At 67.5% G+C, this 16,197-nt stretch carries 11 protein-coding genes; 7 read left to right on the top strand and 4 right to left on the bottom strand.

Features of this window, described 5'->3' with window-relative positions:
- The first annotated feature begins 63 nt into the window (after window positions 1-63).
- From hutI to hutU, 3 genes are read left to right on the top strand one after another with little or no spacing between them, the layout of a single operon-like run.
- Complete coding sequence (gene hutI, locus NFI08_RS18420; protein WP_045994313.1) at window positions 64-1,275, top strand: imidazolonepropionase; 1,212 nt, start codon at window positions 64-66, stop codon at window positions 1,273-1,275.
- Window positions 1,268-2,251 (top strand): formimidoylglutamase, encoded by a 984-nt coding sequence (gene hutG / locus NFI08_RS18425; protein ID WP_205254610.1) that lies wholly within the window; start codon window positions 1,268-1,270, stop codon window positions 2,249-2,251. The genes hutI and hutG overlap by 8 nt, the downstream gene beginning before the upstream one ends.
- A gap of 36 nt (window positions 2,252-2,287) precedes the next feature.
- Window positions 2,288-3,979, top strand: a complete 1,692-nt coding sequence (gene hutU, locus NFI08_RS18430; RefSeq protein ID WP_349591197.1) for a urocanate hydratase — start codon at window positions 2,288-2,290, stop codon at window positions 3,977-3,979.
- A gap of 213 nt (window positions 3,980-4,192) precedes the next feature.
- Here the strand turns inward: hutU and NFI08_RS18435 are convergent, their stop codons facing one another.
- The 3 genes from NFI08_RS18435 to hrpB all read right to left on the bottom strand — a co-directional run bounded on the left by NFI08_RS18435 (window position 4,193) and on the right by hrpB (window position 8,427).
- The gene (locus NFI08_RS18435) at window positions 4,193-4,660 is read right to left on the bottom strand and encodes a YchJ family protein (protein ID WP_349591198.1); all 468 of its coding nucleotides are present in this window, start codon (window positions 4,658-4,660) and stop codon (window positions 4,193-4,195) included.
- 108 nt (window positions 4,661-4,768) lie between these two features.
- On the bottom strand, window positions 4,769-5,701 hold the full coding sequence (locus tag NFI08_RS18440) for a glutaminase (RefSeq protein WP_213228990.1): 933 nt from the start codon (window positions 5,699-5,701) through the stop codon (window positions 4,769-4,771).
- A gap of 143 nt (window positions 5,702-5,844) precedes the next feature.
- Window positions 5,845-8,427 carry an ATP-dependent helicase HrpB gene (gene hrpB, locus NFI08_RS18445; RefSeq protein ID WP_349591199.1) on the bottom strand — a complete coding sequence of 861 codons (2,583 nt, stop codon included), beginning with the start codon at window positions 8,425-8,427 and terminating at the stop codon, window positions 5,845-5,847.
- 329 nt (window positions 8,428-8,756) lie between these two features.
- Here hrpB and NFI08_RS18450 point away from each other — a divergent pair, with 329 nt between their 5' ends.
- Window positions 8,757-10,184, top strand: coding sequence for an NCS2 family permease (locus NFI08_RS18450; protein WP_349591200.1), 1,428 nt, complete (start codon window positions 8,757-8,759; stop codon window positions 10,182-10,184).
- Window positions 10,185-10,206: 22 nt separating this feature from the next.
- Here the strand turns inward: NFI08_RS18450 and NFI08_RS18455 are convergent, their stop codons facing one another.
- Window positions 10,207-10,878 (bottom strand): TetR/AcrR family transcriptional regulator, encoded by a 672-nt coding sequence (locus NFI08_RS18455; protein WP_108447849.1) that lies wholly within the window; start codon window positions 10,876-10,878, stop codon window positions 10,207-10,209.
- A gap of 364 nt (window positions 10,879-11,242) precedes the next feature.
- Here NFI08_RS18455 and xdhA point away from each other — a divergent pair, with 364 nt between their 5' ends.
- Genes xdhA through xdhC form a run of 3 tightly spaced genes read left to right on the top strand, consistent with a single transcriptional unit; the run spans window position 11,243 to window position 15,940 of the window.
- Window positions 11,243-12,721 carry a xanthine dehydrogenase small subunit gene (gene xdhA, locus NFI08_RS18460; protein ID WP_108447848.1) on the top strand — a complete coding sequence of 493 codons (1,479 nt, stop codon included), beginning with the start codon at window positions 11,243-11,245 and terminating at the stop codon, window positions 12,719-12,721.
- A complete protein-coding gene (gene xdhB, locus NFI08_RS18465; RefSeq protein WP_349591201.1) occupies window positions 12,705-15,104 on the top strand; it encodes a xanthine dehydrogenase molybdopterin binding subunit in 2,400 nt (799 codons plus the stop codon). The genes xdhA and xdhB overlap by 17 nt, the downstream gene beginning before the upstream one ends.
- On the top strand, window positions 15,101-15,940 hold the full coding sequence (gene xdhC, locus NFI08_RS18470; RefSeq protein ID WP_108447846.1) for a xanthine dehydrogenase accessory protein XdhC: 840 nt from the start codon (window positions 15,101-15,103) through the stop codon (window positions 15,938-15,940). The genes xdhB and xdhC overlap by 4 nt, the downstream gene beginning before the upstream one ends.
- Window positions 15,941-16,197: the final 257 nt, after the last annotated feature.

Consider the following 16,197-nt stretch of genomic DNA (forward strand, 5'->3'; position numbering starts at 1 on the left):
CGGCTTGACGAAATGGCTTGAAGGCATTATTTGTATATACATTACCCGACACGGAGCATCCCCATGTCCGAGCAATCCAAGCGCCTGCTGTGGCGCGATCTGGCGATCTTCGACGGACTGACCACCCTGCCCGAGCGTCACTGGGTAGCGGTCGAGGATGGACGGATCTGCGCCCTGGGCACCATGCAGACCCTTGACCCGAGTCAACATCGCGACGCCGTCGACATGGGGCAAGGCGGCGTCATGACGCCTGGCCTGATCGACTGCCATACCCACCTGGTCTTCGGCGGGCAGCGCAGCGACGAATTCGAGCTGCGCCTGCAAGGCGCCTCCTACGAAGAGATCGCACGTCGCGGTGGCGGCATCCTGGGCACCGTTACGGCAACCCGGGAAGCCGACGAATCGGCCCTGTTCGACGCCGCTGCAAAGCGTCTCACGTCGATGATCGAGGACGGCGTGACCAGCGTCGAAATCAAGTCCGGCTACGGCCTGACCCTGGCCGACGAACTGAAGATGCTGCGGGTGGCGCGACGTCTCGGCGAGCAACTGCCCGTTCGCGTCACTACCACCCTGCTGGCCGCCCATGCCCTGCCACCGGAGTATGCAGGCGACGCCGATGGCTACATCGAGCTGGTGTGCAACCAGATCCTGCCGGCGGCCCACGCCGAGGGCCTGGTCGATGCGGTCGACGTGTTCTGCGAGCGCATCGCCTTCTCGAGCGAACAGTCCCGGCGCGTGTTCGAGGCGGCCAGGGCGCTTGACCTGCCGGTCAAGGCCCACGCCGAGCAGCTTTCGCTGTCCGGTGGCGCCGCCCTGGTGGCCCAGTTCCGAGGGTTATCCGCCGACCATATCGAGTACCTGGACGACGACGGCATCGCGGCGATGGCCGATGCCGGGACCGTCGGCGTCCTGCTGCCCGGTGCCTTCTACACCCTGCGTGAAACGCAGCACCCACCGATCGACGCCATGCGTCGTGCCGGCGTCGCCATGGCGGTGGCCTCGGACGCCAATCCGGGTACCTCGCCCATCGTGCTGCCGACCCTGATGCTGAACATGGCCTGCACCCTGCTGCGCCTGACGCCCCAGGAGGCACTGGCCGGCATGACCCGCCACGCCGCCCAGGCCATCGGCCAGCCAGACCTTGGACGTATCGCCGTCGGCGCCCCCGCCGACCTGTGCGTCTGGAACATCGATAGCCCGGCCGAACTGGCCTATGCCGTCCAGCCGGGACGGCTCAAGCATCGCCTGCTGGAGGGCGTATTGACCCATGGATGAGCAGCTCGCTTCCCCCTCGTCTCCCACCCCGCCGCTGACCGAAGCGGACATGGGCATCTGGCAGGGGCGTACCGACCCCGAGCCCAACAGCGAGCGCTGGCACCAGCGCATCGCCGCCTACCGTTCCGGCGCCGAGCCTGGCGTCGTGGTGACGGGCTTTGCCAGCGATGCCGGTGTCGCCCGCAACAAGGGGCGGGTCGGAGCCGCCGATGGCCCCGCCGCCATTCGCCGCGCCCTCGCCCCCATGGCCTGGCACCGCGACGCCCCGGCCTACGATGCCGGCGACGTGCACTGCGTCGGCAATGGCCTCGAGGATGCCCAGGAGGCGCTGGGCGCGCGGGTGACCGAGATCCTCGACCAGGGCCACCAGCCGGTGGTGCTGGGCGGCGGTCACGAAGTCGCCTACGCCAGCTGGCGCGGCCTCTCCGAGCATCTGGACAAGGGCCACCGCAGGCCCACCGTGGCGATCATCAACCTGGACGCCCACTTCGACCTGCGCGACCCCAGCGAACAGACGTCTTCCGGCACGCCCTTCGCCCAGATCGCCGCCGACTGCGCCCGGCGTCGCTGGCCGTTCCGCTACGCCTGCCTCGGGGTCAGCCAGGCGGCCAACACCCGCGCCCTGTTTCACACCGCCAAGCGGCTCAAGTCGCTGGTGGTCGAGGATCGCGAGTTTCGCGATAGCCGCATCGCGTACATCAAGCGCGACGTGCAGCGTCTGGTAGCCGACTGCGATCACGTCTACCTGACCATCGACATGGATGTCTTCCCTGCAAGCGATGCCCCTGGCGTCAGCGCTCCTGCCTCGCGGGGCGTGATTCTGACCCACTTCGAGCCGATCCTCGAGTTCCTGCGTCGCTCGCGCAAGCTCCGCCTGATCGACATCGCCGAGGTCAACCCGGCGTATGACATCGACCAACGCACGGCGCGTCTCGCCGCCCGCCTGGTCCATCAACTTACCCGGTCCAACGCCTGACCGAGCCTTTTATTCCCTTTCACTACAGGTACCGACATGAACCAGATCACGCCCTCGCTGAACGACCGTCACGATCCTTCGCGCAAGATCGCCGCCCCCACCGGCACCGAGCTGTCGTGCAAGAGCTGGCTGACCGAAGCCGCCCTGCGCATGCTGATGAACAACCTCCACCCTGACGTCGCCGAGCGTCCCGAGGATCTGGTGGTGTACGGCGGCATCGGTCGCGCTGCCCGTACCTGGGAATGCTTCGACAAGATCGTCGAGGTACTCAAGCGCCTGGAGGACGACCAGACCCTGCTGATCCAGTCCGGCAAGCCGGTGGCGGTGATCCCGACCCACAAGGACGCGCCGCGGGTACTGATCGCCAACTCCAACCTGGTGCCGGCCTGGGCCAACTGGGAGCACTTCAACGAGCTCGACAAGAAAGGACTGATGATGTACGGCCAGATGACCGCCGGGTCCTGGATCTACATCGGCTCCCAGGGCATCGTCCAGGGCACCTACGAGACCTTCGTCGAGGCAGGCCGTCAGCACTTCAACGGCGACCTCAAGGGCCGCTGGGTACTGACCGCCGGCCTCGGCGGCATGGGCGGCGCCCAGCCGCTGGCGGCGACCCTGGCCGGTGCCTGCTCGCTGAACATCGAGTGCCAGCAGTCGAGCATCGACTTCCGTCTGCGTACCCGCTATCTGGACGAGCAGGCCAACGACCTGGACGACGCGCTCGAGCGCCTTGCCCGCTACACCAGTGAAGGCAAGGCCATCTCCATCGGTCTTTGCGCCAACGCCGCCGACGTCCTGCCGGAACTGGTCAAGCGCGGCGTCAAGCCGGACATGGTCACCGACCAGACCAGCGCCCATGACCCGCTGCACGGCTACCTGCCCTCTGGCTGGACCTGGGACGAGTACGTGGCCCGCGCCAAGAGCGAGCCTGACGCAGTGGTCAAGGCCGCCAAGGCGTCCATGGCAGTGCATGTGCGCGCCATGCTCGAGTTCCAGAAGATGGGTGTGCCGACCTTCGACTACGGCAACAACATCCGCCAGATGGCCCAGGAAGAAGGCGTCGAGAATGCCTTCGACTTCCCCGGCTTCGTCCCGGCCTACATTCGCCCGCTGTTCTGCCAGGGCATCGGCCCGTTCCGCTGGGTGGCGCTGTCCGGCGATCCGGAGGACATCTACAAGACCGACGCCAAGGTCAAGGAGCTGATCCCCGACGACGAGCACCTGCACCACTGGCTCGACATGGCCAAGGAGCGCATCAGCTTCCAGGGTCTGCCGGCGCGTATCTGCTGGGTCGGTCTGAAGGATCGCGCGCGCCTCGGCCGCGCCTTCAACGAGATGGTCAAGAACGGCGAACTCAAGGCGCCCATCGTCATCGGCCGTGACCACCTGGACTCCGGTTCCGTGGCCAGCCCCAACCGCGAGACCGAGTCCATGCTGGACGGCAGCGACGCGGTGTCCGACTGGCCGCTGCTCAACGCCCTGGCCAACACCGCAGGCGGCGCTACCTGGGTCTCGCTGCACCACGGCGGGGGTGTCGGCATGGGCTTCTCACAGCACGCCGGTGTAGTCATCGTCGCCGACGGTACCGACGAGGCCGATGCCCGCCTGGCCCGCGTCCTGCGCAACGACCCGGCAAGCGGCGTGATGCGCCATGCCGACGCCGGCTACGACATCGCCAAGCAGTGTGCCCGCGACAACGGCCTCGACCTGCCGATGCTCAAGGACTGACCAGGTGCCGGGCGCGGCCAGCCGCTGGCGCGCCCGACCCTGGCATCGAGGCGCCTTGTCCCTGAGCGCGCCTCCTGCCCGGGAGCGCCATGTAAAAAGCGCAGACGCCTGCACAAAGGCCGCCCCTCAGGCGGCCTTTATCGTGTACAACCGTGATTCACTTCGATGCCACTTGATACGTGCGCCGACGCCCCTGAAGCGGCCGGCGACGGGTCAGGCGCAGCACTGTTTGAACTTGCGCGCACTGCCACAGGGACAGGGATCGTTGCGTCCCGGCTTGAGTCGAGACACCCTGGCCTCGCCATCCAGATAGACCCAGCGCCCCTGGTAGCGAACAAAGCGCGAACGCTCTTCCAGCACGCCCCAGCGCTGGCGCCCCGGCGTGCCCTCGGCATAGGTCGCACGAAACTGCACCCAGCCTTGCTCGCCTGTTTCGCCGCTATCGAGTATCTCGAGACGCTTCCAGCGGGTATCGTCGTCACCGCCCAGTTGCGCCGGGCAACTGTCCGGGTGCCAGCTATGGCGCAGGTAGTCCTCGAGCCCGAGGGCGAAGGCCGCAAAGCGCGAGCGCATCAGCGCCTCAGGCGAACCTGCGTTCTCGCCCTGGTGCAGCAGCCCGCAGCAGTGCTCGAGGACCAGGCCACTGCCGCAGGGGCAGCGGGTGGATGACGTTGTAGTCAAGGTGCGGCTCTCCTCTCATCTACCTTGCGCTTTGCCACAGCGCGGGCCTTGTACGAACACCCGACGTAGGTGGCAACGCTTTAAACAGACTGCCGACCTGTAGCGGCCTCACGCAAATACCGACCAGCCGGTGGCCTTGGACAGCCCTTCCAGGGCAGCGGTGCCCTTGAGCGAATTGCCGTAGCGATCCAGGCCCGGCGACCACACCGCGATCGAGGCCACATTGGGCACCACCGCCATGATCCCGCCCCCGACACCGCTCTTGCCCGGGAAGCCGACCCGATAGGCGAAGTCCCCCGAGCCATCGTAGTGGCCGCAGGTCATCATCAACGCATTGATCGCCCGTACCCGCTCGAGCCCGATCATGCGCTGGCCCTCGAAGCCACCACACAGAAAGCGTGTGGCCCTGGCGAGCTGGGCGGTGGACATCTCGATGGCGCAGTGATGGAAGTAGGTGCCCAGCACCCGGTCACAGTCGTTGGTCAGGTTGCCGCAGGAGCGCAGGAAGTAGGCCAGGGAGAAGTTGCGATCCCCGGTGGCATGCTCGGAGCGCGCCACCTGCTCGTTGATATGGATGTCCTCGTCGCCGGAGGCCTCGCGCAGAAAGCGCAGAATCTCGCCGAGGGTATCGCGCGGCGCATTGCACCCGAGTACCGCGTCGGTGGTGACAATCGCCCCGGCGTTGATGAAGGGATTGCGGGGAATGCCCTCTTCCACCTCCAGCTGGACGATGGAGTTGAAGGCCCGGCCCGATGGCTCGCGCCCGACCCGCTGCCAAAGACCATCGCCGTGACGCCCCAGTGCCAGCGCCAGGGTGAAGACCTTCGACACGCTCTGGATCGAAAAGGCCTTGCCGGCGTCGCCGGCATGAAACTCCTGTCCATCCACGGTGCACACACTGATGGCGAACTGGCGGGGATCGACGCAGGCAAGTTCGGGGATATAGCTTGCCACCTGGCCCCACTCGCCAGCCTGACGAGCCTCGCGATCCAGCCTCTCGACCAGCGCCTGCAGTTGTTCCGGCGTAAGGGTCTTTCCCATAAGCGTGATTCTTCCAGGAGCCTGACAAGGCTGGCGATGGTCGCCCCCTCCACCATCACTGTCAACGTCCCTTCCCGGCCGGGGTCAATCGCCAGGGCGACAGCGCCCGCTCAGGGCCCGCTCAGGGCCCGCTCAGCGCCCGCTCAGCGCCCGCGCCGCTTGGTGCGCATGGTCGCCTCGGCGGCAAGCGGATCTTCTGGCCAGGGGTGCTTGGGGTAGCGGCCGCGGTTCTCCTTGCGCACCTCGGGGTAGACGTTGTGCCAGAAGCTTCGAAGGTCCATGGTCGTCGCCAGCGGCCGCCGCGCCGGGGACAGCAATTCCAGGCGTACCGGCACCCGCCCGTCGACGATACAGGGTGTGGCTTCGCAACCGAACAGGGCCTGCAATTTGGCGGCCAGCACCGGCACGATACGCGTGCCGTGCTCGTCGCCGTCGTCGACCTCACGCTCATAGCGCAAGGCCGCGCTGTCACCGCTTGGCAGCGCCAGCTGTCGCGGTGCCAGCTCGTCCAGCTTGCCCGCCAACGGCCACGGCAGACGTTCGCGCAACAGCCGTTCCCAGGGCAGCGCCAGCACCTGATCGAGCCGCGACAGGCCGTCCAGATGCGGACCGAGCCAGTCCTCGAGCTCGGCCATCAGGCTGGCGTCGTCAAGCTCCGGCCACTGGGGATCATGCGTCCGTCGCAACAGCGCTACCCGTCTTCTGAGCTGTTCTGCCGCCTCGTCCAGCGGCAGCGCCTCGCGCTGCCCCAGGGCGTCGAGCAGCGCCCTATGCCTGGCCTCTCGACTCGGCGGTCCTGCCAGGGGCTTGCGCTCCAGCACCACGGCATCGAGGGCGCGTACTCGCTCGCCTTCCAAGCGTCCCGCCGATGCGTTCCAGGCGACCCGCTCGGTCCAGTCGCCAAGTTCAGGAAAATGCGCCAGCAGCGCCGCCTCCTCGATCCGTACGCCACGGTAGAGCCGGGCCTCACGCTGGCGGCCGTCCAGGTCCACCGCGACCAGCAGGGGCGCATGGGCCAGGGGGTGATCGCTTGCCAGCGTCACCAGGCCACCGCCACGCAGGCGAAAGCGTCCGGGCGAAAGGTGCTGAGCGACACGGTCGGGGTAGGCACAGAGCAGAAGCTCGCCCAGGATTATTGAGGCGCCCGGCTCGCCTGTCCCACGCGGCTCGCCCATACGGGCCTTGTCCAGCGCCACCCCGGCGCGCTTGCACAGTCGCCAGGCCTCCCGCTGCCAGGCAGGGTCTGGCCTCGGCGACGACAACAGCGGTACGAACACCCGCTCCAGATCCGGCTCCCGCGAGGCGCCCTGACGACCCTCGAGCCAGGCAACCAGGGCGCAGGCCAGGGCCAGCGACGCCTCGCCGGCGCGGCTGGCTCGCTCCAGCATGGCGGCGAGCCGGGGATGCACCGGCCAGCGTCCGGCTGCCCGGCCCAGCGAACTCAAGCCGCCATCAGGCTCGACCAGCCCCAGGGACTGCAACAGCCGACGCCCGCTATCCAGGGCCGCTGTCCCTGGAGAAGTCACCCAGGCAAGCGCGGACGCGTCCTTGACGCCCCAGCGAGCCAGTTCAAAGGCCAGGCCGGACAGGTCTGCCTGGTGTATCTCCGGCTCGGCGTGGGGCGGCAGCGGCTGCTCTTCCGCCCAGAGCCGATAGCAGCGTCCAGGCCCCTGGCGCCCTGCCCGCCCACGCCGCTGATCGGCGCTGGCTCGGTTGACACGGCGGGTCTCGAGACGCGAAAGCCCGGTACGCGGGCTGAACACCGGCACCCGCTCCAGTCCGGCATCGACCACGCTGCGCACGCCATCCACGGTGACGCTGGACTCGGCGATGGCGGTGGCCAGCACCACCCTGCGCCGGCCGTTCGGGTCAGGACGAAGGGCAGCGCGCTGCTGCTCGAGCGGCAAGCGTCCATGCAGCGGCAGTACCGCGATAGCCTCCAGCCGCTCGCCCAGCCAGCGCCCGAGACGTTCGATTTCGGCAACCCCAGGCAGGATCACCAGCACGTCACCGGCAGGATCACCACCACCCCTGGCATTGTCATCTCCGCCATGGGACACAGGATCGGACGCCTGCAGCGCCTCCATGACCACCCGGCCCTGCTGCTCTTCCGCCGAGGCGCGCTGGGACAGCTGCCGATACAGCGTCTGGACCGGATACTGCCGCCCCGGGCACTCGATCACCGCCACGTCCTGCCCCAGCACGCCTTGCATGGCGGCCACGTCCAGGGTGGCGGACATAACCACCAGGCGCAGGTCCTCGCGCAGCCCCTGCTGGACGTCGAGGGCCAGCGCCAGCCCCAGGTCGGCCTCCAGACTGCGTTCATGGAACTCGTCGAAGAGGATGCCGGTGACCCCCTCCAGCATGGGGTCGTGCTGCAGCATGCGCGACAGCACGCCCTGGGTGACGACTTCGAGGCGAGTCGTCGGGCCGACCCGGCTCTCGCCACGCATGCGGTATCCCACCGTCTCGCCCGGCCGCTCGCCCAGCAGCTCGGCCATGTGGCCCGCCGCCAGACGCGCCGCCACCCGACGAGGCTCCAGCAGCAGCAGACGCCCACGACCATCGTCGCCACCGCACCAGTCACAGTCCAGCAGGGCCAGCGGTACCCGAGTGGTCTTGCCGGCCCCGGGCTCGGCCACCAGCAGCGCCCGGTTGTGCTGTTCGAGCGCTGCGGTGAGCTGAGGCAGTCGGGCGTCGATGGGCAGGCTGGGCGGTGAAGACATCGGCTCGGGGGCTCCTCGGGCGGGTCGGGACGGGACTGGGCTGCACTGGACTGGACTGGACTGGACTGGACTGGACTGGACTGGACTGCACAAGCAAGGCAGCAATGCGCCGCCGATGATAGCACGCCGCTGCCCCATGGCCCGGCGGCAGCGTCCCCGCCCGAGGCCCGACTTGTATACACCAGCAACAACATTTTGTTGCCAGTAGATGACGTTTTTGTCTACGCTCTTCAAGCTGACCGAAAGGTCAGGTTTTTTAAGCGCGACGCCCGTCGCGGCATCGCCCAGACAATCGACAGCGGCCACTACAACGACAAGAGGACCCTGAGATGAGCGAGACCACGTCCACGCTTTCACCGCGCGACCGTCATCCGGCAGCCAGCGCGAGTCGCCCTGACGGCGACGACGGTACTCCGGATCAAACCAGCCAGGACGCCGTCGGCCGGCTTGCCTGGCTGGATCGCTACTTCAACATCAGCCGCCGGGGCAGTTCGCTGAAGACCGAACTGCTGGCCGGGATCGCCACCTTTCTGGCGGGCATGTACATCATCGTGGTCAATCCAGCGGTGTTGTCGGACGCCGGCATTCCCTTCTCGGCGGCGCTGTCGGCCACAGTGGTCATCAGCTTTCTGAGCAGCCTGGCCATGGCGCTGTACGCGCGCAACCCCATCCTGGTGGCGCCCGGCATGGGCATGAACGCCCTGTTCACCTACACCCTGGTACTGGGGGCGGGCCTGTCCTGGGAGGTCGCACTCGGATGCGTGTTCTGGTCCGGTGTGATGTTCGCCGTACTGGCCATGTTCAACGTCCGCGAGGCGATCATCGACGCCATTCCGCCGTCGCTGCGCTACGCCATCACCTGCGGTATCGGCCTGTTCATCACCTTTATCGGGCTCAAGAACGCCGGCTTCATCGTGGCAAGCCCCGCCACCCTGGTGAGCCTGGGCAGCCTGGACGCAAGTCTCGCCACCTTCTTCATCGGACTGATCGTGACCGCCGTGCTGGTCATCCGCGGCTTCAACGGTGCCCTGATCCTCGGCATCGCCACCACCACCCTGCTGGCCGCTCCGATGGGGCGTCTGTGGGGTGACGAGGTGGTCGTTGCATGGCAGGGACTGGCCGCCTGGCCGGACTTCTCGGCGCTGGGTCAGGTCGACGTACTGGGGGCTCTCAAGGTCGCTTACCTGCCCTTTATCTTCGTGATGCTGTTCACCAACTTCTTCGATGCGCTGTCGTGCTTCATGGCGCTGTCGGAATCCGCGGGGCTCAAGGACGCCAAGGGCAACCCGCGCAACCTCAAGCGCTCGATGACGGTGGACGCCTTCGCCTCGATGATCGCCGCTCCGCTGGGCACCAGCGCCGCCCAGACCTTTATCGAGTCCGGCGCAGGGGTCGCCCAGGGCGGGCGCACCGGCCTGACCGCGCTGGTGATCGCGCTGCTGTTCCTGCCGTTTCTGTTCCTGTCGCCGCTGCTGTCGCTGGTGCCGGGCATCGCCACTTCGCCGGCGCTGGTGCTGGTGGGGCTGTTCATGATGGCCCCGGTGGGCAAGATCGACTGGGGACGCTTCGAGGAGGCCTTTCCTGCCTTTCTGGCGATCATCCTGATGCCGTTGACCTACTCGATCACCCTGGGCATCGCCTTCGGCTTCATGAGCTTCGTGCTGATCAAGCTGGCCACCGGCAAGTTCACCGAGATCAAACCCGCCATGTGGGTGTCCGCGGTGCTGTCCGCGATCATGCTGGTGACGGCGCAATAGGGTAAGCAAGCGCCACCGGGCCTCAGCCCCGTGGCGCCGACACCACCCCGCAGCCCTTCAAGACCACCTGGGTCAGAAAATCGGTGACCCGCTGCATATCGTCATCGGTGAAGTCGTCGTGGCCGGTGATGCCGGCGACCTGGCTTTGAAAGTCTGCATAGTGCTGGGTCGCCGACCAGATCAGGAAGATCAGTGATACCGGGTCCACCGGGTCCATCAGGCCGCGCTCGGCCCACTGACGAAACACCTCGGCACGGCTTTCGACCCAGTCACGCAGCTCGCCACGCAGATAGTCCTGCAGAAAGGGGGCGCCCTGAAGGATCTCGCCGGCAAACAGGCGCGAGGCCTCGGGGTGGCGGCGAGACATCTCCATCTTCGAGCGGATAAAGGCACTGAGCACCTCGGCGGGATCATCATCCACCGAGATATCGTCGAGCATCATGTTCCAGCGCTCCATCACCCCTTCCAGCAGGCGAACGTACAGCGCCTTCTTGCTGCCCATGTAGTAGAGCACATTGGACTTGGGCAGCCCGGCTTCCTCGGCAATCAGCTTCAGGCTGGCGCCCCGATAGCCGTGACGCGAAAACACTCGCTCGGCGGCGTCGAGTATGTCGCGTTCGTTACGCTGGCGAATGGCACCAGCCTCCGCCTCCAGCGGCGCCTTCAGCGCCGTGTCATCAAGCTGTGAGCCCATGGTTATCCCGGTCGTCGAATCGCCCGCCACCGCCGGTTGCAGGTGGGTCGGCAAGGAGGAAAAGAGTGCCTGAACCCCACCGCTCTGGCAATTGGGCAAAGCGGCTAGCCTGGCGCGACAGCGGCTGTGAGGGGCAGCTTTTGCGGCCTCTGCCGTGGTCGCCGACAGGAACACGCGGCGGGCAGCGAAAAAAACTCAACGGCGTGACTTGAAGAAGCTGACCGATTGGTCAAGAATGAAGTTACCCCCTTGCCATGGCGATGCCCTTTGGTACCGACTCGCTGACAACCACTCGGCTCAGACAGCAACCAGGACATCGACCAGGACATCAACGACGACAACGACAACATAAGCGGACCTGACCATGATCGAGTTCTTCCTCAACGGGCGGCCACGGCGCGTCGACGCCGAGGCCCACCTCAGCGTGCTCGACCTGCTGCGCGAGCGCCTCAACCAGACCGGCACCAAGGAAGGCTGCGCCTCCGGCGACTGCGGTGCCTGCACCGTGGCGATCGGCGAGCCCGATGCCGACGGCAACCTGCGCTATCACAGCGCCAACGCCTGCATCATGCCGGCCCACCAGCTCAATGGACGCCACCTGGTCACCGTCGAGGGGTTGTCCCGGGGGGACGAGCTGCATCCTTGCCAGGCCGCCATGGTGGAACACCACGGCAGCCAATGCGGCTTCTGCACCCCGGGTATCGTCATGTCGCTGTTCACCCTTCATGAAGATGACCGCGCGCGGCCCGCGCCACTGACGCCTGAGCGACTGGAAGCGGCGCTGGGCGGCAACCTGTGTCGCTGCACCGGCTATCGCCCGATCCGCGACGCCGCCCTGGCCATGGGCGACACCCCGGGCTTCCGGCCCGAATGGCTCGACGATGACGCCCTTGCCCAAACGCTTGCCACCAATGTGGGTGAGCCTGCTACCCACAGCGGCTTCTACCAGCCGCGCCGCCTCGATGAGCTGGTCGAACTGCGCGCCCGCCACCCCGACGCCCGCCTGGTGGCCGGCGGCACCGATCTCTGGCTCGAAGTCACCCAGAATCTGGCGGACTTCGCCGAGGTCATCGATGTCACCCGGGTAGAACAGCTCAAGGTGCTGGAAGCGGGCCACGACGCCAGCGGTCGACCAGGGATGTGGGTCGGTGCCGCCGTCACCTACACGCAACTGGAACCGCTGTTTGCCGAGCGCTATCCCGCCTTCCATCACCTCCTGCATCGACTGGGCTCTGGTCAGGTGCGCAACCGCGGCACCCTGGGTGGCAACGTGGCCAACGCCTCGCCCATCGGCGACACCCCACCGGTACTGCTGGCACTCGACGCCTGCCTGCGCCTGACCGGACCCGGCGGCAGTCGCGAACTCGCCGCGGCGGACTTCTTCATCGACTACAAGAAGACCGCTCTGGCGCCGGACGAGTGCCTGGAAGCGATCTTCCTGCCGACGCTGGCAGCTGACCGCCAGCTCAAGGTCTGGAAACTGTCAAAACGGCGTGAGGACGACATCTCGGCGGTACTCGGTGCCTTTAGCTGGGCCCTGAAGGACGGCGCCCTGGCCGAGGTCCGCCTGGCCTTCGGCGGCATGGCTGCGATCCCGGCCCGGGCAACCGGCGCCGAGGCGGCACTGGAAGGCCATGCCCCTTCACCCGAGCGGTTCGCCGCCGCTATCGATGCACTGGCCGAAGACTTTCAGCCCATGAGCGATGTGCGTGGCAGCAGCGACTATCGTCGGCACGCCGCCGCTGCACTGATCGAACGCCTGCGCCTGGTCGTCGCCGACGCGGCATCCCAGGACTCTCAGCACCCGACCCAGGAGGTGATGCTCCATGCGTACGCTCACTGATCTGACCACACCCGCCTCCGCGGCCAGCGACACTGCCGATACTCCCCGCCAAGCGCCGGCGGCCAAGGGCTTCTCGGGCAGCGCCGCACGCCACGAAAGCGCGGTCAAGCACGTCACCGGGCGCGCCGCCTACATCGACGACCTGGCGCTGCCGGCGGACGCGCTGCACCTGGCGGTGGGACTCTCGCCGGTCGCCAGCGGACGCATCACCGGGCTGGACCTGTCCGCCGTGCGCAGCGCCCCGGGCGTGGTCGACGTGATCAGCGTCGCCGACGTCCCGGGCCACACCGATATCGGCCCGGTCTTTCCCGGCGATCCGATCATGGCCGACGGCGAGGTACTCTACGCCGGTCAGGTGATCTTCTGCGTCGCCGCCACCAGCCATCGTGCGGCGCGTCAGGCGGTCAAGAAGGCGCGCCTGGAGATCGATGAGGTCGAGGCGAGCCTCGACCCAGTGGCCGCCGCCGAGGCCAGCGACGTGGTGCGCCCGACCCACCGCCAGCAAAGCGGTGACTGGGAGGCCGCCCTGGCCGGCGCGACACACGTCATCGAGGACGAGCAGTTCGTCGGTGGCCAGGAGCACTTCTATCTGGAGGGGCAGGCCTGCGTGGTCCACCCCACCGAAGACGAAGGCGTGATGGTCCACACCTCCAATCAGCACCCCAGCGAGACCCAGAAGCTGATCGCCGAGGTGCTGGGCATCCCTTTCCACGCGGTCACCGTGGAGGTGCGCCGCATGGGCGGCGGCTTCGGCGGCAAGGAGACCCAGGCCTCGCCCTGGGCCTGCCTGGCGGCGCTGATCGCCCGACGCACCGGCAAGAGCTGCCGTGTTCGCCTGCCCCGGGCCGAGGACATGAAGGTCACCGGCAAGCGCCACCCCTTCCACAACCGCTATCGTCTCGGTGTCGATGAACAGGGCGTGATCCAGGGCGGTGACATCACCGTCATCGGCGACTGCGGATACTCGCCGGATCTGTCCGAAGCCATCGTCGACCGCGCCATGTTCCACGCCGACAACGCCTATTCGCTGGGCCAGGCTCGGGTCACCGGTCATCGCGCCCGTACCAGCACCGCGTCAAACACCGCCTTTCGTGGCTTCGGTGGTCCCCAGGGCATGATGGTGATCGAAGCCGCCATGGAGGACATCGCCCGCCGCGTGGGCGAGGATCCCCTGACGGTGCGCAAGCGCAACCTGTATCGCCAAGGCCGCGACCAGACCCACTATGGCCAGACGGTGGACCAGATCACGCTGCTGCATGACCTGATCGAGCGGCTCGAGACCTCGAGCGACTACTGGTCCCGGCGCCAGGCGATCACCGAGTTCAACGCCGACAGCCCGGTCATCCGCAGAGGCCTGGCGCTGACCCCGGTGAAATTCGGCATCTCCTTCACCGCCCAGCACCTCAACCAGGCCGGTGCCCTGCTGCACGTCTACACCGACGGCAGCGTGATGATCAATCACGGCGGCATCGAGATGGGCCAGGGCCTGCACACCAAGGTGTGCCAGGTGGTCGCCCGCGAGCTGGGGCTCGATCTCGAAGCGGTGCGCATCAGCGCCAGCCGTACCGACAAGGTACCCAACACCTCGCCTACGGCGGCCTCGAGCGGCGCCGACCTGAACGGCCAGGCGGCCCGCGACGCAGCCAGCAGGCTGAAATCGCGGCTGTTCGACTTCGCCGCCGAACGCTACCAGCTCGACCGTCAGGACATGCGTCTGGAACAGGGCGAGCTGATCGCCGGCATCGGTGGCAGCGAACGACGTATCGCTTGGGGCGAGCTGATCCAGGACGCCTACCTGGGTCGGGTGTCGCTGTCCGAGAAAGGCTTCTACGCAACGCCGTTGATCCACTACGACCGGGCCAGCGGCAGCGGACGCCCCTTTTACTACTTCGCCTATGGCGCCGCCGTCGCCGAGGTGGCACTGGACACCCTCACCGGCGAGTACCAGGTGGATCGGGTCGACATCCTCCACGACGTGGGCGACTCGCTCAATCCGGCCATCGACGTGGGCCAGGTGGAAGGCGGCTTTATCCAGGGCATGGGGTGGCTGACCAGCGAGGAACTGAAGTGGAACGAGCGGGGCCAGTTGACCTCGTTCGGCCCGGCCACCTACAAGATCCCCGCCTACGGTGATCTGCCGGCCACCTTCAACGTCGAGCTGATGCAGGGCCACCCCAATTCCATGGCCAGCATCTACCGCTCCAAGGCGGTCGGTGAGCCGCCCTTCATGCTGGGGATGTCGGTGTGGTGCGCGCTGCGCGACGCCCTGGCGAGCCTCACCGACTACCGCCAGGCGGTACGGCTGGACACCCCGGCAACACCAGAGCGGGTCATGGCGGCGGCACGCCGGGTGAATGAGAGTCGCGCAGGAGGCACCCCATGAGCGGCGAGCGCTGGTACGACGCCCTGGCCCGCCTCAGGCGCGCTGGCCTGCCCCATGTGCTGGCCACCCAGGTGACCAGCCAGGGGTCGACCCCGCGTGAGCCTGGCGCCAGGATGGTGATCACCGCCGACGCCATCATCGACACCCTGGGCGGCGGCACCTTTGAATGGCAGCTGATCGCCTGCGCCCGAGAACGCCTCGAGCGCGGCGAGGCCGGCCTCAGCCTGGAGGCCTTTTCGCTGGGTGGCCGCAGTGGCCAGTGCTGCGGCGGCTTCGTCAATGTGCTGCTGGAAACGGATCTCGGTACGGCCACGCGCCTGGCGCTGTTCGGCGCCGGCCACGTCGGCCGCGCGGTGGCCTCATTGGCGGCGCCGCTTGGCTGGCGACTCGACTGGTACGATAGCCGCGAGGACGCCTTCAGCGTGCTCGACCCGGCCCCAGGCCAGCACCACCACCGGCTTGACGACTGCAACACCAGCGCCGAGTCGCTGCCTGCCGGCAGCCACGTGCTGGTGCTGACCCACGACCACGCCGAGGACTACGCCCTGGTCGAGGCACTACTCAGGCGCGGCGACATGGCCTCGATTGGGCTGATCGGCTCGCGCAGCAAGTGGGCCAGCTTCCGCGGGCGACTGGAGCGTGCCGGCATCCCGCACGATCGCATCGACGCCGTGCGCTGCCCGATCGGCGACTCCGGCGGCGACAAGACGCCCTACGCCGTCGCCCTGGCCGCCCTGGCCGAGCTGCTGCCACTGGCAAACCCCAGGCCGGAGGGGTCACGTCGCGACGCGCTGCGCGGCCTGGAAAGCGCAGAGGTACGACGTCTGTTTTCCTGAACCTGTCCTGGCCCGGCCTTACCCGTCTGACCGGGTAGCGCCAGGTGTCTGCCTCCCTGGCCGCCGCGCCTGCCGCCTGATCAAGCCGCCTGATCAAGCCGCCTGATCAAGCCGACAGGCCAGCCGTCAGGCCAGTCGCCACCCATGACCACAAGGTCACCGCCACAGTGCGATGACGCGACGACCCTATAAGCGACGACCCGATAAAGAGTGCCCCATGACCGAGACCCCTAACGCCTCTGCCAGCACCGCGCCCG

It is taken from the genome of Halomonas sp. EF61, assembly GCF_040147045.1.
In the GTDB taxonomy this organism is placed as follows: domain Bacteria; phylum Pseudomonadota; class Gammaproteobacteria; order Pseudomonadales; family Halomonadaceae; genus Halomonas; species Halomonas litopenaei.

Coding starts and splice junctions, on each gene's coding strand:
- NFI08_RS18455 (WP_108447849.1), bottom strand. CDS start 10,878: ATGGGCTCACAGCTTGATGACACGGCGCTGAAGGCGCCGCTGGAGGCG.
- hrpB (WP_349591199.1), bottom strand. CDS start 8,427: ATGTCTTCACCGCCCAGCCTGCCCATCGACGCCCGACTGCCTCAGCTC.
- NFI08_RS18450 (WP_349591200.1), top strand. CDS start 8,757: ATGAGCGAGACCACGTCCACGCTTTCACCGCGCGACCGTCATCCGGCA.
- hutG (WP_205254610.1), top strand. CDS start 1,268: ATGGATGAGCAGCTCGCTTCCCCCTCGTCTCCCACCCCGCCGCTGACC.
- xdhA (WP_108447848.1), top strand. CDS start 11,243: ATGATCGAGTTCTTCCTCAACGGGCGGCCACGGCGCGTCGACGCCGAG.
- xdhB (WP_349591201.1), top strand. CDS start 12,705: ATGCGTACGCTCACTGATCTGACCACACCCGCCTCCGCGGCCAGCGAC.
- hutI (WP_045994313.1), top strand. CDS start 64: ATGTCCGAGCAATCCAAGCGCCTGCTGTGGCGCGATCTGGCGATCTTC.
- xdhC (WP_108447846.1), top strand. CDS start 15,101: ATGAGCGGCGAGCGCTGGTACGACGCCCTGGCCCGCCTCAGGCGCGCT.
- NFI08_RS18440 (WP_213228990.1), bottom strand. CDS start 5,701: ATGGGAAAGACCCTTACGCCGGAACAACTGCAGGCGCTGGTCGAGAGG.
- hutU (WP_349591197.1), top strand. CDS start 2,288: ATGAACCAGATCACGCCCTCGCTGAACGACCGTCACGATCCTTCGCGC.